The organism is Hymenobacter sp. H14-R3, assembly GCF_030063445.1.
Classification (GTDB): Bacteria; Bacteroidota; Bacteroidia; order Cytophagales; family Hymenobacteraceae; genus Hymenobacter.
This window is the reverse complement of record NZ_JASITD010000005.1, coordinates 112,075-127,414: the sequence shown is the minus strand read 5'-3', so window position 1 is coordinate 127,414 and position 15,340 is coordinate 112,075. Positions and strand designations below refer to the sequence as shown.

The window sequence follows — 15,340 nt, the reverse complement described above, 5'->3', positions numbered from 1 at the left end:
GTCTTAACAAAAAAAGAACGTCCTGCTAAGCAGGACGTTCTTTTTAACTAGCTTACCAGCTGGCTTTTACAGCGCCTGCTCGTGGTTCACGGGCAGCTCCGTGTCGGAGGTGTCGAGGGACGGGCGGCGGTCGCGGGCATCGTAGCTGCGGTCGTTGCCCTCGCGGCGGCGCTGCTTGTACTCGATTTCGCGGCGCTGCTCGGCCACGTCGTGCTTGTCGTAGGCCAGCACGATGTCTTTTACCAGGCGATGGCGCACCACGTCGTCGGCCGTCATTTCGACGTAGCCAATGCCTTGGATATCCTTCAGAATATCAAGCGCTTGCATGAGGCCCGATTTCTGGCGGGTGGGCAGGTCAATCTGGCTGCGGTCGCCGTTAACCATCACCTTGGCCGAGGGGCCCATGCGGGTGAGGAACATCTTAATCTGGCTCGGCGTGGTGTTCTGAGCCTCGTCGAGCAGCACGAAGGCGTTGTTGAGCGTGCGGCCGCGCATGTAGGCCAGCGGGGCGATTTCGATAATCTTGTTTTCCTGGTAGAACTTCAGCTTTTCGGCCGGAATCATATCCTCCAGGGCATCGTAAATGGGGCGCAGGTAGGGGTCTACCTTCTCCTTCATATCGCCGGGCAGGAAGCCCAGGCTTTCGCCAGCCTCCACCACGGGCCGCGAAATGATGATTTTCTTAACCTCCTTATTCTTAAGGGCTCGCACGGCCAGCGCCACCGAAATATAGGTTTTGCCGGTGCCGGCGGGCCCGAGCGTGAAGGTGAGGTCGTGCTTCATCACGGTGTCCACCAGCTTCTGCTGGTTGGGCGTTTTGGCCTTGATGATGCCGCCTTTAGCGCCGAAGAGAATAACGTCGGGCGAGGCGGCCAGCACCCGGCCCTCGGCCTCCTCGGAGGTGGCGGAAAGGTACTGATTCACGTCGCGGTCGGTGATGACACCGTACTGGTGGTAGTGCTCCAGCAGGGAGCTAAGAATATCGTTGACCCGCGAAATGACCTCGGCGGGGCCTTGAATCTTGATTTCGTTGCCCCGGGACACTATTTTACTGCCCGGAAAAGCAGCCGAAATACGACGGATATTCTGGTTATCGGCCCCCAGGAAGTCAACCAGGGACACATTTTCGAGGGTGATGACTTTTTCGACCAAGCTAAAAAGGCAGAGGAAAAGAGGGAGAAAAGAAACAGAAACATAACAGCCAGTCGGTCTCAAGGGCAACTGGCCTCACTTTACCTAACAGTCGGGCGGGCCAAAAGCTTCCCGCCCACTACCAGAAACTAGGCTACTTTTGCAGCCGCGCCAGCTAGCTGGCCGGCTACTCAACAATACTACGAAGAACCTGGCAACTGCGGGCATGGGGGTACTAACACTGCTTACGGATTTTGGCTACCGCGACCACTACGTGGCCGCGCTCAGAGCCCGTTTGCTACGGCTGGCCCCGGCCCTGCCGGTGATGGATATCACCCACGGCGTCGAGCCCTATAACATCGCGCACGCCGTGCACGTTTTGCGGGCCGTGTTTCGCGACTTTCCGGCGGGCACCACGCACCTCATTACGGTGAGCGACTACGGGGCCAGCGCGGCCGGCGCGGTGGCCGCGCCCGCCTGGTACGCCGCCCAGTACGAGGGCCACTTCTTCGTGGCCGCCGACAATGGCCTGCTGCCCCTGCTCTGCGATGGCGTGCCCGCCCAGGTAGTGCGCCTGGAGGCGAGCGCGCCGGTTGCGCCCGCCGCGGCTATCCTAGTGGCCGGCAATTTGCAGCCCACAGCCCTCAACCCCACCCGCGACGTGCTGGCCCCGGCCGCCGTGCGCCTGGCGCTGGGCCACCCGCTCAGCACCCTGGGGCCGCCCGCCACCGACCTCTACCTGCTCACCAACCGCCAGCTGCGCTTGCAGGACAACCGCATTACCGGCCACGTGGCGCACGTAGACCACTACGGCAACCTCGTTACCAACATTTCGCGCGAGGCCGTGGAGGTGGTGGGCCGGGGCCGGCCAGTAGCCGTGCACTTTGGCCGTGAGGTGGTGCGCGAGCTGCGGCCCCACTTCGCCGCCGCGCCCCCCGGCGAAATCGTGTGCACCTTCAACCCCCAGGGCTGCCTGTGCGTGGCCATCAACCAGGGCCATGCCAGCGAGCTGCTGGGTTTGTATTTTGACTCGCAGGTAGACGTACGCTTTGCGGAAGCTCAGTAGTACCCACCAGGCGCACGAACGCCCTGACTGCGTGACAGCCAGGGCGTTCAGATTCAATTTAGCTTATTGACAACCTACTCGGGAGCCATAGTCGAGTTGGCTACTACGGCCGCGCTGTCGGAGGCAGCTGTGGCTTCGGCGGGCACGACTACGGCCGTTTTTTCGGTGGTAGTAGCTTCGGGATTGCTGCTGCACGAGGTAAGCAGCGAGCCGGCCAGCAGGGCTGGGACAGCCAGCCAAAGGGCGCGGGGAGCGTAACGCATAAAATATGAGGTAGTTAAAAGAAGGAAAATAAGTGGGGTTGTACGCCGGGCAGGCGGCGAGGTTAAGCCCGAGCTTACTTTTGCGGCTGCTCCCTAGCTGATTTAAGCCACTTCCCCCGCTCGCTTTTCGTGCTCATCCGCATTGTTCGCCTGCCGCTGCGCCCCGAGGGCGTGGCCGATTTCCTGGCCCTGTTTCGCCAATCTGAAAGCCGCATCCGGCAGCAGCCCGGCTGCCAGCACCTGGAGCTGTGGCAGGATGCCGACCAGCCCCATATCTACTGCACCCACAGCCACTGGGAGAGCGCGGCCGCGCTCAATGCTTACCGGCACTCGGCGCTGTTTGGGGAGGTGTGGCCGGCTACCAAGCGCCTGCTGGCCGCCCCGCCCCTGGCCTTTTCGGTGGTGCAGGCTCCCGAAAACGCGTAGTTTTCGGCTATTTCTCAACCATCGCCCGCCGCTGGCTGTACTAACCAGTACCCGCGCGGCATGGCGCCGCGCTGGTCCTCCCTTATGGCTACTACCCCCACCTACTTTGCTTTCTACGGCTTGCCCGAAGCTTTTTTGCTCGACGAAGCCGCCCTCAAAACTAAATACTACCAGCTCAGCCGCGAGCTGCACCCCGATTTCCACGCCCAGGATACCCCCGCCGCCCAGGCCGAAGCCCTGCGCCTGAGCACCCTCAACACCGACGCCTACCGCACCCTCGCCAACCCCGACACCCGCATGGCCTACCTGCTCAGCCAGCACGGCTTGCTGGAAGAAGGCAGCGCCCAAAACCAGCTCCCCAGCGATTTTCTGATGGAGGTAATGGACCTCAACGAGCAGCTCATGGAGCTGGAGTTTGAGCCCGATTCCGCCGCCACTACCGCGCTCGAAACGGAGGTAACAGCGCTGGCCGACACCCTTGATGCTGGCATTCAGCCGGTTCTGGCTGGCTACGCGGGCCTGCCCGCCGACCACCGCCCGGCCGCCCTGGCCCAGGTAAAAACCTATTACCTAAAAAAGCGCTACCTCTTGCGGCTTCGCCAGCAATTGGCTACCTTTGCGGCCCGCCCGTGACTACCGGCCGAGCGGAATAGTTCTTGCCCGGATGGCGGAACCGGTAGACGCGATGGTCTCAAACACCATTACCGCAAGGTGTGCCGGTTCGACTCCGGCTCCGGGTACTAGGAATTACAGACGAAAGGCCCTAAAGACTGCTTAGTTGTGCACTAAAGCAGTTTTTAGGGCCTTTTTGCGTCCGTCCCTTTTTGCATTTACTCCCATTTGCGGCCGCATTTGTTCTACCAAATTCGCTACCAAAAATGACAGTAAAATTTGTCCTGCGGGAAGACAAGACCGATAAGCACGGATTGGCCCCAGTGTTCCTAATCGCCCATTTCGAGGGGCTGCGGCTCCAGGGCTTCACCCGCGAGAAGTGCCTGCCCAAAGAGTGGAACGCCGACAAGCAGCGGTTTCGGAAGGCGAAGGAAGGCTACGAGGAAGCCAACAACGTGCTGGACGCGATTGCGGAGCGTGTGCAGAAGCGCTACCGGGAGATGCGCACGGCGGGCACCCCGCCGACGCTGGCGCTGATACGGGAAGTAATTAACCCGACCGCCGTCGTGCCGGAGCTGGGGTTCGTGGAGGCGATGACGGCCTTTATTGAGGTGCTGCGCGGGCGGGGCTACGCCTTCCATACGCTACGGCACTATGGCACGGCCCGCAACCACCTCGCTACTTTTCTGACCACGGGGCGGCGCAAGAAAATAACTGTGGTTGACTACGACGGGGCTACCCACGACGACTTTGTGAAGTACCTGCGCACTACGTGTGGGCTAGGGGCCAACGGCATCTACTCGGTGGTGAAGGACTTGAAAACGTTCCTGCGGCACGCGCAAGACGAGCGGCAGCAGACGCTGGGGCTGGAGCTGAAACGGGTGGAGGTGCGCTACGTCGACCAGGCCAAAACGTATTTGAGCGGGGCGGACCTGACCGCGCTGGCGGCGGTGAAACTCTCAGCGACTTTAGAGCCGGCGCGGGACGTGTTCTTGTTCTGCTGCTACACCGGGCTGCGGTATTCCGACGTGGCATCCCTCCACGGCGGCAACCTGCATGCCCTGGGCGCGAATGGCGACGGCGACCGGGTGCTGCGGCTGGTGCAAACCAAGACGCGGGCCACGGTGAGTATTTACCTGAGCCGGCTGGCGGCGGATATTCTGGACCGCTACGCCGCGCCCGAACGCTCGGGCGAGGGGGCCAGGCTGCTGCCGGTGCTGGCCAACCAACCCATGAACCGCTATTTGAAGAAGATTACGAAGCAGGCGGGTTTGATGCGCCTGGTGGAAGTGGTGAGCACGGCCGGCGGCCGGGTGGTGAAGGAGGCCGTGCCGCTGCACGAGTTGGTGACCATGCACACGGCGCGCCACACGTTTGCCGTGCAAAGCCTGCTGCGTGGGATGCCGGTAGCGGTGCTGCAACGGGTGATGGGCCACGCCAAGATTCAGAACACCATGCGCTATGCCCAGGTGGTGGAGGAGTTGCAGCACCAGGCGATGCGGGCGGCCTGGGACGGGCCGGCTACTCCGGCCGCTGCGGTGCCGGACAATGCGGTATGCGCCGTGATGGCCGTGGCGTAGGCAGCAACTAGTAACAAAAAAGCCCCGCCAGCGCGGGGCTTTTTTGTTACTAGTTGGTTGGCCTTAGCTAAGCAGCTGGCTGGGCGACGGTGGCCAAATAGTCCTTCAACTGCTTGAGGTGGGCTGGCTTGTAGTTGCGTAGGCGTAGGCGCTGGTAGCTGGCAGTGCCTAGGTCGTCGGCCAGCGGGCTGAGTGAGGAGTTGAGGAAGGAACTGGAGAAGCTGATTACGTCGGTCAGGTCGAGCGTGACGGGTCCGGCTTGCTCAGTCAGGGCCGCTCGCAGGGCCTCGAACAGCTTATTGCCATCGGCGTTGGTGAAGGTGCCAGCCGTAAGGCGGGCCACCGGCAGAACTGGATGGGTGGGGGTAGCAATGCTCATAAACCAAAGGTTCGAGGCGACGAAAGTAGGCAGCCGTGCAACTAGGCGTTGATACGGGCGAGCCTGGAGTGAAGGTGGGGCGAGCTGCGGGGGAAGCCCGTGGCTCGCCTTTCTTTTTGGGGCCTCCCCTAGCGGTTAATGAGGGGCTGGGCGAGGGCGGCGGCCACCTCGCGCTCGGGCAGGCCAGTGTAGGCGCAGAACTCACCGACCGAGACATAGGAATCGGTGGCCTTGCCGAAATGGGCACGCACGCGCTGGAGCAGTCGCTTGGCCGCGTCGTAGCCGTTGCCGGTGATGGTGGCGGCGTCTTTGGGGTAGATGACGACCTGGGGCATGAAAGCGGGGTAGTTTGGGGTATAGTTGGGTAGGCGAATATACAACCGAAGCAGGGGCGAAATAGGTTTGCGCCATGAAATTCTTACCCGCTATTCATTTGGGGGCCCGGCTCGGGTTGGTGCTTGCGCTGGCCGGCAGCTCGCCCGCTGCATCGGGGCCGGTGGCCTGGGAAATGGCGCGGGTGACGCGAGTAGTCGACGGCGATACCTACGAGGTGCTGGCCGGGGGCCAGGTGCTGCGGGTGCGGCTGCTGGGCGTGGATGCGCCGGAGCACGACCAGGCATTTGGGCCGCAGGCCACCGACTCGGCGACGGCGCTGCTGCGCGGGCGACTGGTACGGCTGCAACGCCACGGGACGGACTTGTACGGCCGCACGCTGGGCAAGCTGCGGCTAGCCGAAAGCGCGGGGGCCGTTGATTCGCTGCTGGTGGTGCGGGGGTGGGCCTGGGCTTTTGACCCGAGTCACGTGGCGGCGGCGCGGCTGCCGCAGCAAGCGGCGGCGCAGCGGGCCGGGCGCGGGCTGTGGAAGTGCGGCGTCGATGGGACGCTGCCGCCGAAGGTATGGCGCGGGTTTACCGCCCAGATTAAACGGCGCTACGGGGTGGGCTGCACCTGGTAGCAAGGCCGTTAACGCAAGCAGCAAGACGTATTTTCTTACCTTTTTATCCTTATCAGTTATGGCCCAGCAAACGGGTATTTTGGGCATCAAGGGCACCGTGGGTGGCCTGGTGTTCGCCAAGGACGGGAGCGTGCGGCAGAAGCCGGCCTCCAACAAATCAACCTTCACGAGTAAGGCCAGCATGGTGCGCGTGCGCGAAAACGCTTCGGAGTTCGGCGCGGCCGGCTCGGCGGGCAAGCTGGTACGCGATGCCTTGCGCACCCAGATTCAGGCGGCCAGCGACCGGTACATGGTCTCGCGCTTGTCGAAGGCGATGAAGAGCATCATCAACCTCGACGCCACCAGCGACCGGGGCATGCGCCAGGTGGTAGCGGCCAACGCGGCTTCGCTGCTCGGCTTCAACTTCAACCTGGGCGCGGGCCTGGGGCAGTCGCTGTTCTCGCCCTACACCGTAACGCCGAACGGCGCGACGGTGACGCTGGCCATTCCGAGCCTGAACCCCACCGTGGACATTGCGGCCCCGACGGGCGCCACGCACTACGAAATTCTGTTCGGGGTGGCCGCGGTGAACTTCGTGGCCAAGACGTACTCGGCGGCCACGGTGGCCGCGCCGCTGGGCATCTTGCCCCTGACGGGCGCGGCGCGCACGAACGTGAGCCAGGTGGCCACGCTGCCGGCGGCCCCCACGGCGGACGAGCTGGTAATTGGCGTGCTGGGCATGAACTACTACCAGCAGATTAACGGCAAGTTCTACCCGCTCAACAACAACGCCAGCAATCCGCTGGCGGTGGAGTACACCAGCGCGGTGCCGGTGACGGGCGGCGGCGGCGGCACGGGCAACGTGGTGTATAACACGAACCTGAACGGCCCGAACGACAACGCCCAGGGCGTGACCCTGGCAGCCTCGGCGGGCGACGCCTTCGGCTTCGATGCGCTGACCACGGGCGGCTCGGCCCCGTCGAGCATGGACATCAACGTAGGTGGCGCGCAGGTGGCCTCGGTGGCCTATCTCGACCGCTACGCAGGCAAGGCGTTCAGCTTTACGCACGCCGGCGTGCCCCACACGGGCGCATTTGCGGCTACGGTGAACTTCTAGGCCGCGCGGCTTAGGAACTAAGGGGCCGGCCCTGGTAGCGATGCCGGGGCCGGCCTTTTTTCTTCCCTACCCCCCTACTTTCTCAATACGATGACGATGCTTTTCAAAGCTCCCGCCGGTGCCTCAGCTGGCGCGGTGGAACCTACTGACGCTGGCCGGGGCCAGCTGTACATCGCAGCTGTGGAGCCGGTGGTAGGGCTCGGGACGGTGCGGGCGCAAGTGGCGCTTTCGCACTGGCTGGTGGCCGTGGTGCAGGCCCCAACGGGCCGAAGCTACACCGACCTAGAGGCAGCTTTTCCGGTGGGAGCCGGATGGCCGCTGGCGGCTTTCCCGGCCGGCTACGTGCTGCTGGGCTACCTCGACCCGCGTGACTTGACGGTCAACTAATCTCTTTTTCAACTCTTTACTTCTTCTTACCAATGAGTACGATAAGCAAAAAACTGGTGGGCTTCCTCTACGGCGGGGCGGCTCAAACCCTGACCTCAGCGGCCTGGAAGGGCAACGTGAATGCCGTGTACGGCTTCAACAGCGGGGGCACGGGCTACCAGGTGTTCAAGCCGGGCAATACGTTCAACTCGCTCACCCAGCTTGTACCCGATGGCATGTACATTCTGGACGCCGACAAGCTGGGCTTCGACCTGCCGGGGGCCGTGCTGACGGCGAGCACCGCGACGGGGCCGGCCGCTGGGGCGCTGGCACTGAACAGCTTCATCCACAGCTTCTCGGGCGGCTACGACAACATCACCATCCAAGTCTCCTCGCCGGTGGCGACGGACACCGAGTACCTGCTCGTGTTCGACTCGCCGGGGGCCTATTCCTACAAGCTGGCGCTCAATGATTCGATTAGCTTGTCGGTGCCAAATGTGGCGGCTGGGCAGGTGGTGACGCTTTCGGCGGTGGCTCCTTCGGGGGCGCGGCTGACGCACACGTTTACCGTGGGCGAGCAAGCCGCTGCCGCGCTGTAAGCTGCTTTAGACGTAATCAAAAGGTCGGCTCCCTGGTAGGGAGACGACCTTTTTTTGTTAGGCGAGTAGGCTAAACTCGATTCTCTGGCTAGCCTACTCACTATTCTTGCGACAGTGTCGCAAGAATTATACTTGCTTGAAAATCAACCGTTACTTCTGCTAGGCATAAGAAATAACCACGGCTACTCTGAGGAAGCGGGAGGAGGCCAAGCGTCCTCCAGGCCAGCGCGCAGCGCATTCAGGGCAGCCAGGCAGGTGGCTATTTCGGGGCCCTGGCGGCTCATCGCTCTGGCTAGTGGGCTTACCTCGCCTAGGGTCAACTGGTCGGCTAGAAGTGCGAGCAAGCGGCCCTGCACCGGGCGGTCGGCCAGGAGCTGGTGAATTTGGCGGCCTAGGACCCGTGCGCCTACCAATAGGGTTAGGTTGGTGGTGTCAGGGGTTTCCTCTTCCGCAAAGAGGTCGAGGTGGTTGGCGTACACGTCGTCCGTTATCAGGTCGAAATAGACGGCCAACAAGTTCCAGATATCAATGGCGTCTTTGCCGCGCTCCGGGCGGTCTTGCCAGGCTACGAGCTTGAGCACCACGATGCCGGGCAGCGTCACGATGCGCCACTGCTCGCCGGTGGGGATGGTAACGGTGGCCGCGTCGGCCAGCACTTCGGTGAAGCCTACGGTGGAGATACGCTCCATGCCGCGGCCCGAGAAGTACACGTCGCCCGCTTCGTCGGCGATGGCCCCGAAGGGCATCAGGTCGACCGTTACGTTGCCGGGGCCATCGGCTGAGTGGTAGAGAAGGCAAAAGGCGCTGCTCTGCGCCAGCACGAATCCTTCCTGCTCTACCAGCCACGCTTGCAGGGCCTCGTACTCGGCCGTGTCGTGAATAAAGATGGCCAGGTCCAGGTCCTTGGTGGTGCGGCGGTCGGGCTCGTCGTATATCTGGGTCAGCCAGATGTCGCGGGCTACGGCACCGACGATATAGAAGTCGATACCGAAGTAAGCAAACCCGCGCTGCAAGGCCGCCATCGCCAGGCCCAGGCCGGCAGGCTGCAGGCGCTCAGGTGAGATGGGATAGATAGTGCTCATGCAGGAGGTGGGCCACTTCGCGGTTGCGCGGGTCGGCGGTTAGCAACAAGTCGGCGTAGGCTAGCAGTGGGTGAACGGCCTGCGGCTGGGGCCGCCCTGGGCCTAGGGTGGTATCCATCGGCCGTAGTACCTCCACCTTGCCCGCGGCATCGGGCACCAGCCGGAGCTGGCGGATTACTTCGCCCCGCGCCGCCGTGGTGTACAGCGTGAAGTATTCGGGCAGCAAGTAGCCATCGAGTAGCAGATGCGCGGCCGGCTCGCCCCCCCAAGCCATGTCAGGCCCCAATTCCAAATTCTGCCAGCCCTGGCGGGCCACGGCGGGGTCGAGCCAGCGGTAGCGCTGGGCGGCCAGCTTGGGGCGCACAACCTCGCCGTAGGCATCCACCCAGCGGCGCAGTACCTGGGCCGGGTCCGTCCAGCGGCGCTTGCCAGACTCGTCGCGCAGCAATTCCAACTGCTGCAAGCCGCGTAACAAAATGCTGACCGAGCCCAAGGCTACCTGGGCCTGCTCGGCCATTGCCCGGTAGCTGGCCTGAAGCAGCGCGGGCTCGCTCAGCAGGTGGTAGAGCAGTTGCACGCCGGCGGGCTGGAAGGCGCGGTGCTGCACTTGTTTTCCAATTGCCGGTTGGCGCTGACCTCCTACCAAGATAAAAAGGCCAGCGTCAGCCGCGTTCAAATACGCATTACCTGCCGTGTCTAGGTATTGGATATTCTCGCGCTGCAATACCCTGCCCAGGCTATCCGGTATGTAAGGAGCAGCTAGTACTACTGGATATTGGGCGTGGTCGTTGATATACCGCAATTGCATCATGGTATCCTCACGCAGTCTGGGTTTCGCTTCTACTAGCAAACGATATTTATTAGCTCCAACTAGTAAATACCCGGCTGCGTGGTAGCCCATACCTACTGCTTTCGCCGCATCAATATCGTTTAGGGCCGCTACCTGAACGGGCTGCCCTATTCGGCTCTCAAGCGCCTGACTAGCTAGAAGCAGCACATTTTCTTCGGGTACGTTCACTATTTACAGGCGTTCACTAATAATGAACACTCAAAAATAATGAACAATGAGCAATAAACAAGCTTTTGAACAGTCAGAATTGACCGGAGAGTAGCTACTAAATTCCGATACCCATTCCGTATTGCAAACCTTTTGCATTCAATATGTTATCAAGAAATTTTGCCACATAATTCCGATACCTACTTTCACTGCGTGAGCCTACCGTAATTCAAAAGAAACCGGGGGAAATAAAGCGGCCTGCTCTTTTGGAGCGGGCCAAATGGCTAAGCTGCTAGCATCATTGCCGGAGCGGCTAAGTCCTGCGCAGAGGCCGGTAAAAGTTGGCGGGCGTGATGGCGCAGCAAGGCGGTGTACTTCTTGCGGCCCTGCTCGATGAGGCCGGGCATGGCGGTCAACTCGACGCGCCACACCTGGTAGGGGGCCTTTTTTTGCACCCCGATGATGAGGAAGCGCGTGGCACCGAGCACGTCGAGGTATAAGGCGGCCTGGCGGTCATAGTCATATTTCTCGATGGTGGCCAAGAAGTGCGCGAGGTCGGGGGCACTGCTGGTTTTGAAGTCGATGAGGGTGAGCTGGCGGCCGGCGCGGCTGCGCACGAGCAGGTCAGGGCGCAGCTTCACCCCTACCCCCGTGGCGGTGTGCATGGCGGTGTAGGACTGCTCGGCCTGGCCGCGGTAGAGCAGGTCGCGGCAGTAGCGTTGGCGGCGCAGCTGGCGGGCTAGGGCTTCGAGGTCGGGCCATTTGATGCCGCGCTCGTCGGTGCGCTGGTACTGGCCGGGCTCCAGCACGGCCGTGTGGAAGTGGGAGCCGAAGGCTAGGGCCACAGGATTGGGCCGGCGCAATTGGCCCAGGATGCTGGCCTTGAGGTTGGAGAGGTCAGTATTGGAGACGTGCGGCAAGGCGCGGTGCTGGGCCTGGGTCAGGCCGGGGTGATGGGTCAGGGCGTAAAACATAATGAGGAAGAAAACAGGGTTAGCGGATGAGGGCCAGGCGGGTCGCGTCGGCGGTGCGATGCAGCCAGATATGAGCACTGCCGCAGCCCACACGGTAGGCGGGCTCGGGGAAGAGCTGGCGCACGGCGGGCGCGAAGTCGCGCAGGTCGGGTAGCGGGTCGGTGTTGGCTAGCAGCTCGCGGAGCTGGGCTAGCTGCGCGGCCTCGGCTTCGTCGTGGGGCGGCTGCTCGATAAGTAGGCGGGGCGTTTCCATTGCAAGGGGTAGTGAGGGCCCCACGGCGGATACCGTGCGGCCGGTGACACTAGGCAGCTTGGGGCAACTCGACGGCGGCGGGCAACTCGACGGCGGCGGGCAGCTCGGCGGCGGGGGTGTGGGGGTCGCCGTCTTCGGGCACGGTGTAGGCGTGCTGGATGCGGATATCGGCCGCGCCGGTGTATGTTTCGGCCCGCCAGATGGGCAGGTCGCGGGCGTAGTCGCGGCGGGCAGCGACCTCCTCGGCGGGGGCCGGCTCGTAGCTGAACTGGGCGATGTAGTAGGTGGCCGTTTTGCCCTCCTTAGTGGTTTGCTTTTTCTCGGCGGTCACTTTCACCACCACGTCGGCCAGGGTCAGGTCGTCGTAAAACAGCGGCTCGATGAGGCGGTAGAGGTTTTCGACCGAGTAGCCGTGAAAGAGCACCGCGCAGATAGCGCCCTTGTCGTCTGCAAAAAATAGCTCGGCCCAAAGCTTACGGCCCATGTTGAGAATATCGTCCTGAAAAATGCGCCAGGCCAGCGGGATGAAGCGGAGCGAATTGCCCAACGGCACCGTGCCGCCGATGTTGAACTGGCCGGCCTTGGCATCGAAGCGCACCTGGCGGGGGTGGCCGGGCAGGTAGCGGAAGCGCGACACCTGCGCGACTTCGCCGCTAGCCTCGTCCACTTTGCCGATGAGGTAGGCGCGCTGGGGGGTAGGGATGGTGGCGGGCAACGTGGCGGCGGGCGCTTCGGCGAGGGGACTACGCTGGGCTTTTACTTTGGTAGACATCTGATAATGGGGTTGGAATGAGAGAAAAAAGTGGGGCTCGTTGGCGGCCGGCCCCGTCGCCGGTGAAGCTATTTTTTGCTTTTGCGGGCATCGTACTCGGCTCGGTTGGCCGCTACCTCAATGGCGGCCCGCAGGCACTCCGTGCGGTCACCTAGCATCAGGTCGGTGTAGTCGCAGCCGGGGCGCTGCATGAATGTCAAGTAGGTGCCGGGGCCTAGAGGGCTACCCGGCACGGGGCGCTGCACGATGCGGCAGATGGGGGCGAGTCGCTTGCTCATCGGGGGCCTAGCGAAACTGCTTGTCGTGGCACAGGATGGCGCGGCCCACGATGGCATCGAAGCCGCGGGCGGCGGGATGGTGCTGGTGCCAGAGATAGGTAGCCAGCAGGTTGAGGTAGGCGGGTTCGCGAAACTTGCCTTCGTCGTCGATTATCAAAATCAGCTCATCGCTGAGGCGTACCACGTCGACTAGCCGGCAATCGAGCAGGCGGTACAGCTCGGGCAGTTTGAAGCTCTTGCCATCGGCCGGGCTGACGGGTTGCGGCTCGGCGGCGTGCGGGTCGAGCAGATGGGGCTGGTAAGTGACGGTAGTTTTAGGCACGGTAGTAGGGAAAGCGGGGCCAGTATGTGGCCGGCCCCTAGGTGGGTAGTTAGGACTGGTGGGCAGCCAGGGCCGGGTAGGCATGGGCGCTTTCGAGGAAGAGCTGCACGGCGGCGGCTAGCGCTTCGTAGCAGGTGGCCCCGGTGCCGTGGTAGTGGCCGGGGCAGCCAGTGCCGACCGGGGTGCTGACGGTGAGCGAGTAGCGCGAGCCTTTGGCGCTGGAGTAGCCGCTGACGGTGCAACCGGCCAAGGGAAAGCAGGCGGCGGCCACCTGCGAAAAGCTGGGACTGAGGCGGGCAATCATAAAAGGGGAGCTAGGGGCCCGCGCCGACGGTGGGCGCGGGCCGGGTGGCTAGCAGCTGGCGGGGGTTGAAACCTGGGCCGCCAGGCGGGCGGCCTCGGCGTGGGCTTGGTAGGCCGTGGGGTGCTCCTGGAACTCGCCCACCGTATCGATGCCGGCGCTGGCCGGGTTGAAGCAGCGCACGGTATAGAGCCGGGGGCTGCGCTCATCAAACTGCTCGGACGTGACGAAATAGATGCCGCCCGGCCCCTGGTGCACGCGGGCACTGATGCGGGAGCGGAAAAAGCGCAGCGTGTCGCGGCTGAAGAAATACAGCCCGCGGACGCGGTTGGCCGTTTTAATGTCGGAAAGGGTGTAGGTCTTGGGGTGCATGGTGGGGCGTGAGGCTGGGGGCCCGCGCCGCCAGAAGTGGGCGCGGGCCGGGTGGCTAGAGGAAGCCTTGCCAGCGGCAAGGGTCAGTGGCGGGGTCATCGAGCGGGTCGACGGGGCGGCCCTCACTGCGGGAGGGGCTGCGGCGGCGCAAGGGGCCGGCGGCCAGCGCCGCATCGTGAGCGGCTAGGCGGGCGGCCAGCTCGGGGTACTGGCGGGCAATGGCGGCCAGCTGCGCAGCCCGCGCGGGGGCCGCGCCCGGCTGGGGCGCGGCCGGGGTGGCGGCCAGCGGCGGGCTAGGCACGGAGCAAGCGGAGGCAACGGTGGCGACGGGCGCGGCAGGCGAAGCCAGCGCCGCGGAGCGGCCGGCCGGCCAGCTGCCCGCCCAAGGTGGCCAGCACCCGGCGGGCGAAGCGGCGGGCCACTTGCGCGCTGGCCAACTGGCGGGCTGCCTCGGCCTCGATACCAGCTGTGTAGTGCTGCACGGCAGCGGCCACGGCGGCAAGCGGGCACTCGGCGCGGCCCATGTGACACACGCCGCCCACGTGGTAGGACGCGCTATAAGTGGTACTAGCGTGGTCGCCAGCAGCCGCGGCGTAGTGCTCGATGCTGGCAATAATAGCGGCGGCGGGGCCCGACCAGGCGGCGGCGGCCAACTGGGAAAACTGAACGGAAGTGAGCATGGCTGTATGGGTGAGCCGTGGGGTGCCCCGTGCCGTAGGCCTCCGGTGGAGCGGTAGCCGGGCCCTTCCCGACTACCTTACAAATATACAACTAAAGTATACATAAACAAACTAAAGTAGCACATAAAAACACTTTGACAGCAACTATTTTTTACTTACCTTTAGGTATGGAAAAATACAAAAAGCAAGTGGTGGCGGTAGTAGGCAGCCGAGGCGTGAAAAGCTGCGCCGCCCTGGTGCAGCGGCTGGCCGAACTAGAGCCGGCGCAAGTGGTTAGCGGCGGAGCCACGGGGGTAGACACCCTGGCGGCCACCTGGGCACGGGCCCACGGGGTACCGCTGCTGGAACTGCGCCCCGACTACGCCACCCATGGCACCGGCGCCCCCCACGTGCGCAACGCCGAGATAGTGCGCCGCGCCGGGCTGGTGCTGCTGGTGTGGGACGGCCGCAGCAAGGGCACGCTGAGCGCCTACAAGGCCGCGCGGCGGCTGGGGCGGCCCTGCGAGCTGCTGCCCCTGGACTGAGCCCCCAGGCGGGCCGCCGGCACCGGGCGCGGGCGACCTGACCGAACGGCTGAATGCCTTGCCCTGGGGGTGTGGGGGACGGGCTGAGGCCCCCACTAGACACTGCCCGAAGGGCTCCTTATGAGGGCGGTGCGGGAGGTTTAGGGGAGGGCCCGAGGAAGATGACCGGGCGTTAGCCAGGGCATGGTGACAGGGGGTGTGGGGGGCCGCCCCCACTGGACACTCCGCGAAGCGGGCCTTATTGGTGCTGGGGGCAGAGGCCGGGGCCCGTAGCAGCGCGGAGGGGCTGGGCCGGTGTGGCTGGTTTTGGGG

The 15,340-nt window shown here is 63.7% G+C and carries 24 protein-coding genes and 1 tRNA gene; 10 read left to right on the top strand and 15 right to left on the bottom strand.

The window, feature by feature from the left end; genetic code table 11:
- Positions 1 to 66 precede the first annotated feature (66 nt).
- Positions 67 to 1,152 carry a PhoH family protein gene (locus tag QMK33_RS06910; protein ID WP_283563835.1) on the bottom strand — a complete coding sequence of 362 codons (1,086 nt, stop codon included), beginning with the start codon at positions 1,150 to 1,152 and terminating at the stop codon, positions 67 to 69.
- Positions 1,153 to 1,291: 139 nt separating this feature from the next.
- Between QMK33_RS06910 and QMK33_RS06905 the strand changes: the two genes are divergently transcribed.
- A complete protein-coding gene (locus QMK33_RS06905; protein WP_283563834.1) occupies positions 1,292 to 2,197 on the top strand; it encodes an SAM hydrolase/SAM-dependent halogenase family protein in 906 nt (301 codons plus the stop codon).
- Between the two features lie 74 nt (positions 2,198 to 2,271).
- Here the strand turns inward: QMK33_RS06905 and QMK33_RS06900 are convergent, their stop codons facing one another.
- Positions 2,272 to 2,460, bottom strand: a complete 189-nt coding sequence (locus QMK33_RS06900) for a hypothetical protein (protein ID WP_283563833.1) — start codon at positions 2,458 to 2,460, stop codon at positions 2,272 to 2,274.
- 129 nt (positions 2,461 to 2,589) lie between these two features.
- Between QMK33_RS06900 and QMK33_RS06895 the strand changes: the two genes are divergently transcribed.
- The 4 genes from QMK33_RS06895 (at position 2,590) to QMK33_RS06880 (ending at position 5,078) form a co-directional block, all read left to right on the top strand.
- Positions 2,590 to 2,886 carry a putative quinol monooxygenase gene (locus tag QMK33_RS06895; RefSeq protein ID WP_283563832.1) on the top strand — a complete coding sequence of 99 codons (297 nt, stop codon included), beginning with the start codon at positions 2,590 to 2,592 and terminating at the stop codon, positions 2,884 to 2,886.
- A gap of 84 nt (positions 2,887 to 2,970) precedes the next feature.
- Complete coding sequence (locus QMK33_RS06890) at positions 2,971 to 3,519, top strand: iron-sulfur cluster co-chaperone HscB C-terminal domain-containing protein (protein WP_283563831.1); 549 nt, start codon at positions 2,971 to 2,973, stop codon at positions 3,517 to 3,519.
- 25 nt (positions 3,520 to 3,544) lie between these two features.
- Positions 3,545 to 3,626, top strand: a tRNA-Leu gene (locus tag QMK33_RS06885).
- Between the two features lie 138 nt (positions 3,627 to 3,764).
- Positions 3,765 to 5,078, top strand: a complete 1,314-nt coding sequence (locus tag QMK33_RS06880) for a site-specific integrase (RefSeq protein ID WP_283563830.1) — start codon at positions 3,765 to 3,767, stop codon at positions 5,076 to 5,078.
- A gap of 67 nt (positions 5,079 to 5,145) precedes the next feature.
- Here QMK33_RS06880 and QMK33_RS06875 read toward each other — a convergent pair whose 3' ends face one another.
- Positions 5,146 to 5,457, bottom strand: coding sequence for an STAS-like domain-containing protein (locus tag QMK33_RS06875; RefSeq protein WP_283563829.1), 312 nt, complete (start codon positions 5,455 to 5,457; stop codon positions 5,146 to 5,148).
- Positions 5,458 to 5,585: 128 nt separating this feature from the next.
- The gene (locus tag QMK33_RS06870; protein WP_283563828.1) at positions 5,586 to 5,792 is read right to left on the bottom strand and encodes a hypothetical protein; all 207 of its coding nucleotides are present in this window, start codon (positions 5,790 to 5,792) and stop codon (positions 5,586 to 5,588) included.
- Positions 5,793 to 5,866: 74 nt separating this feature from the next.
- Here QMK33_RS06870 and QMK33_RS06865 point away from each other — a divergent pair, with 74 nt between their 5' ends.
- The 4 genes from QMK33_RS06865 to QMK33_RS06850 all read left to right on the top strand — a co-directional run bounded on the left by QMK33_RS06865 (position 5,867) and on the right by QMK33_RS06850 (position 8,473).
- A complete protein-coding gene (locus QMK33_RS06865; RefSeq protein WP_283563827.1) occupies positions 5,867 to 6,412 on the top strand; it encodes a thermonuclease family protein in 546 nt (181 codons plus the stop codon).
- A gap of 58 nt (positions 6,413 to 6,470) precedes the next feature.
- A complete protein-coding gene (locus QMK33_RS06860) occupies positions 6,471 to 7,508 on the top strand; it encodes a hypothetical protein (RefSeq protein WP_283563826.1) in 1,038 nt (345 codons plus the stop codon).
- A gap of 96 nt (positions 7,509 to 7,604) precedes the next feature.
- Entirely contained in the window at positions 7,605 to 7,895 is a 291-nt protein-coding gene (locus tag QMK33_RS06855; protein WP_283563825.1) for a hypothetical protein, read from the top strand.
- Positions 7,896 to 7,927: 32 nt separating this feature from the next.
- The gene (locus tag QMK33_RS06850) at positions 7,928 to 8,473 is read left to right on the top strand and encodes a hypothetical protein (RefSeq protein WP_283563824.1); all 546 of its coding nucleotides are present in this window, start codon (positions 7,928 to 7,930) and stop codon (positions 8,471 to 8,473) included.
- 182 nt (positions 8,474 to 8,655) lie between these two features.
- Here the strand turns inward: QMK33_RS06850 and QMK33_RS06845 are convergent, their stop codons facing one another.
- The 11 genes from QMK33_RS06845 to QMK33_RS06795 form a co-directional block, all read right to left on the bottom strand.
- On the bottom strand, positions 8,656 to 9,555 hold the full coding sequence (locus QMK33_RS06845) for a nucleotidyl transferase AbiEii/AbiGii toxin family protein (protein WP_283563823.1): 900 nt from the start codon (positions 9,553 to 9,555) through the stop codon (positions 8,656 to 8,658).
- Complete coding sequence (locus tag QMK33_RS06840) at positions 9,527 to 10,162, bottom strand: type IV toxin-antitoxin system AbiEi family antitoxin (RefSeq protein ID WP_283563822.1); 636 nt, start codon at positions 10,160 to 10,162, stop codon at positions 9,527 to 9,529. The genes QMK33_RS06845 and QMK33_RS06840 overlap by 29 nt, the downstream gene beginning before the upstream one ends.
- Positions 10,163 to 10,836: 674 nt before the next feature.
- Positions 10,837 to 11,526: a PD-(D/E)XK nuclease-like domain-containing protein gene (locus QMK33_RS06835; protein ID WP_283563821.1), complete on the bottom strand. Its 690-nt coding sequence runs from the start codon at positions 11,524 to 11,526 to the stop codon at positions 10,837 to 10,839.
- 19 nt (positions 11,527 to 11,545) lie between these two features.
- A complete protein-coding gene (locus tag QMK33_RS06830) occupies positions 11,546 to 11,779 on the bottom strand; it encodes a hypothetical protein (RefSeq protein WP_283563820.1) in 234 nt (77 codons plus the stop codon).
- A gap of 49 nt (positions 11,780 to 11,828) precedes the next feature.
- Positions 11,829 to 12,551 (bottom strand): hypothetical protein, encoded by a 723-nt coding sequence (locus QMK33_RS06825; protein ID WP_283563819.1) that lies wholly within the window; start codon positions 12,549 to 12,551, stop codon positions 11,829 to 11,831.
- 68 nt (positions 12,552 to 12,619) lie between these two features.
- Positions 12,620 to 12,829, bottom strand: coding sequence for a hypothetical protein (locus QMK33_RS06820; protein WP_283563818.1), 210 nt, complete (start codon positions 12,827 to 12,829; stop codon positions 12,620 to 12,622).
- A 7-nt stretch (positions 12,830 to 12,836) separates the two neighbouring features.
- Positions 12,837 to 13,151 carry a DUF3846 domain-containing protein gene (locus QMK33_RS06815; RefSeq protein ID WP_283563817.1) on the bottom strand — a complete coding sequence of 105 codons (315 nt, stop codon included), beginning with the start codon at positions 13,149 to 13,151 and terminating at the stop codon, positions 12,837 to 12,839.
- A 49-nt stretch (positions 13,152 to 13,200) separates the two neighbouring features.
- The gene (locus tag QMK33_RS06810) at positions 13,201 to 13,455 is read right to left on the bottom strand and encodes a hypothetical protein (protein WP_283563816.1); all 255 of its coding nucleotides are present in this window, start codon (positions 13,453 to 13,455) and stop codon (positions 13,201 to 13,203) included.
- Between the two features lie 48 nt (positions 13,456 to 13,503).
- Positions 13,504 to 13,824, bottom strand: a complete 321-nt coding sequence (locus QMK33_RS06805) for a DUF7447 family protein (protein WP_283563815.1) — start codon at positions 13,822 to 13,824, stop codon at positions 13,504 to 13,506.
- A 55-nt stretch (positions 13,825 to 13,879) separates the two neighbouring features.
- A complete protein-coding gene (locus QMK33_RS06800) occupies positions 13,880 to 14,125 on the bottom strand; it encodes a hypothetical protein (RefSeq protein WP_283563814.1) in 246 nt (81 codons plus the stop codon).
- Positions 14,118 to 14,504: a hypothetical protein gene (locus QMK33_RS06795; protein ID WP_283563813.1), complete on the bottom strand. Its 387-nt coding sequence runs from the start codon at positions 14,502 to 14,504 to the stop codon at positions 14,118 to 14,120. Before QMK33_RS06795 ends, QMK33_RS06800 begins: the two co-directional genes overlap by 8 nt.
- A 167-nt stretch (positions 14,505 to 14,671) precedes the next feature.
- Between QMK33_RS06795 and QMK33_RS06790 the strand changes: the two genes are divergently transcribed.
- Entirely contained in the window at positions 14,672 to 15,028 is a 357-nt protein-coding gene (locus tag QMK33_RS06790; RefSeq protein ID WP_283563812.1) for an SLOG family protein, read from the top strand.
- Positions 15,029 to 15,340 lie beyond the last annotated feature (312 nt).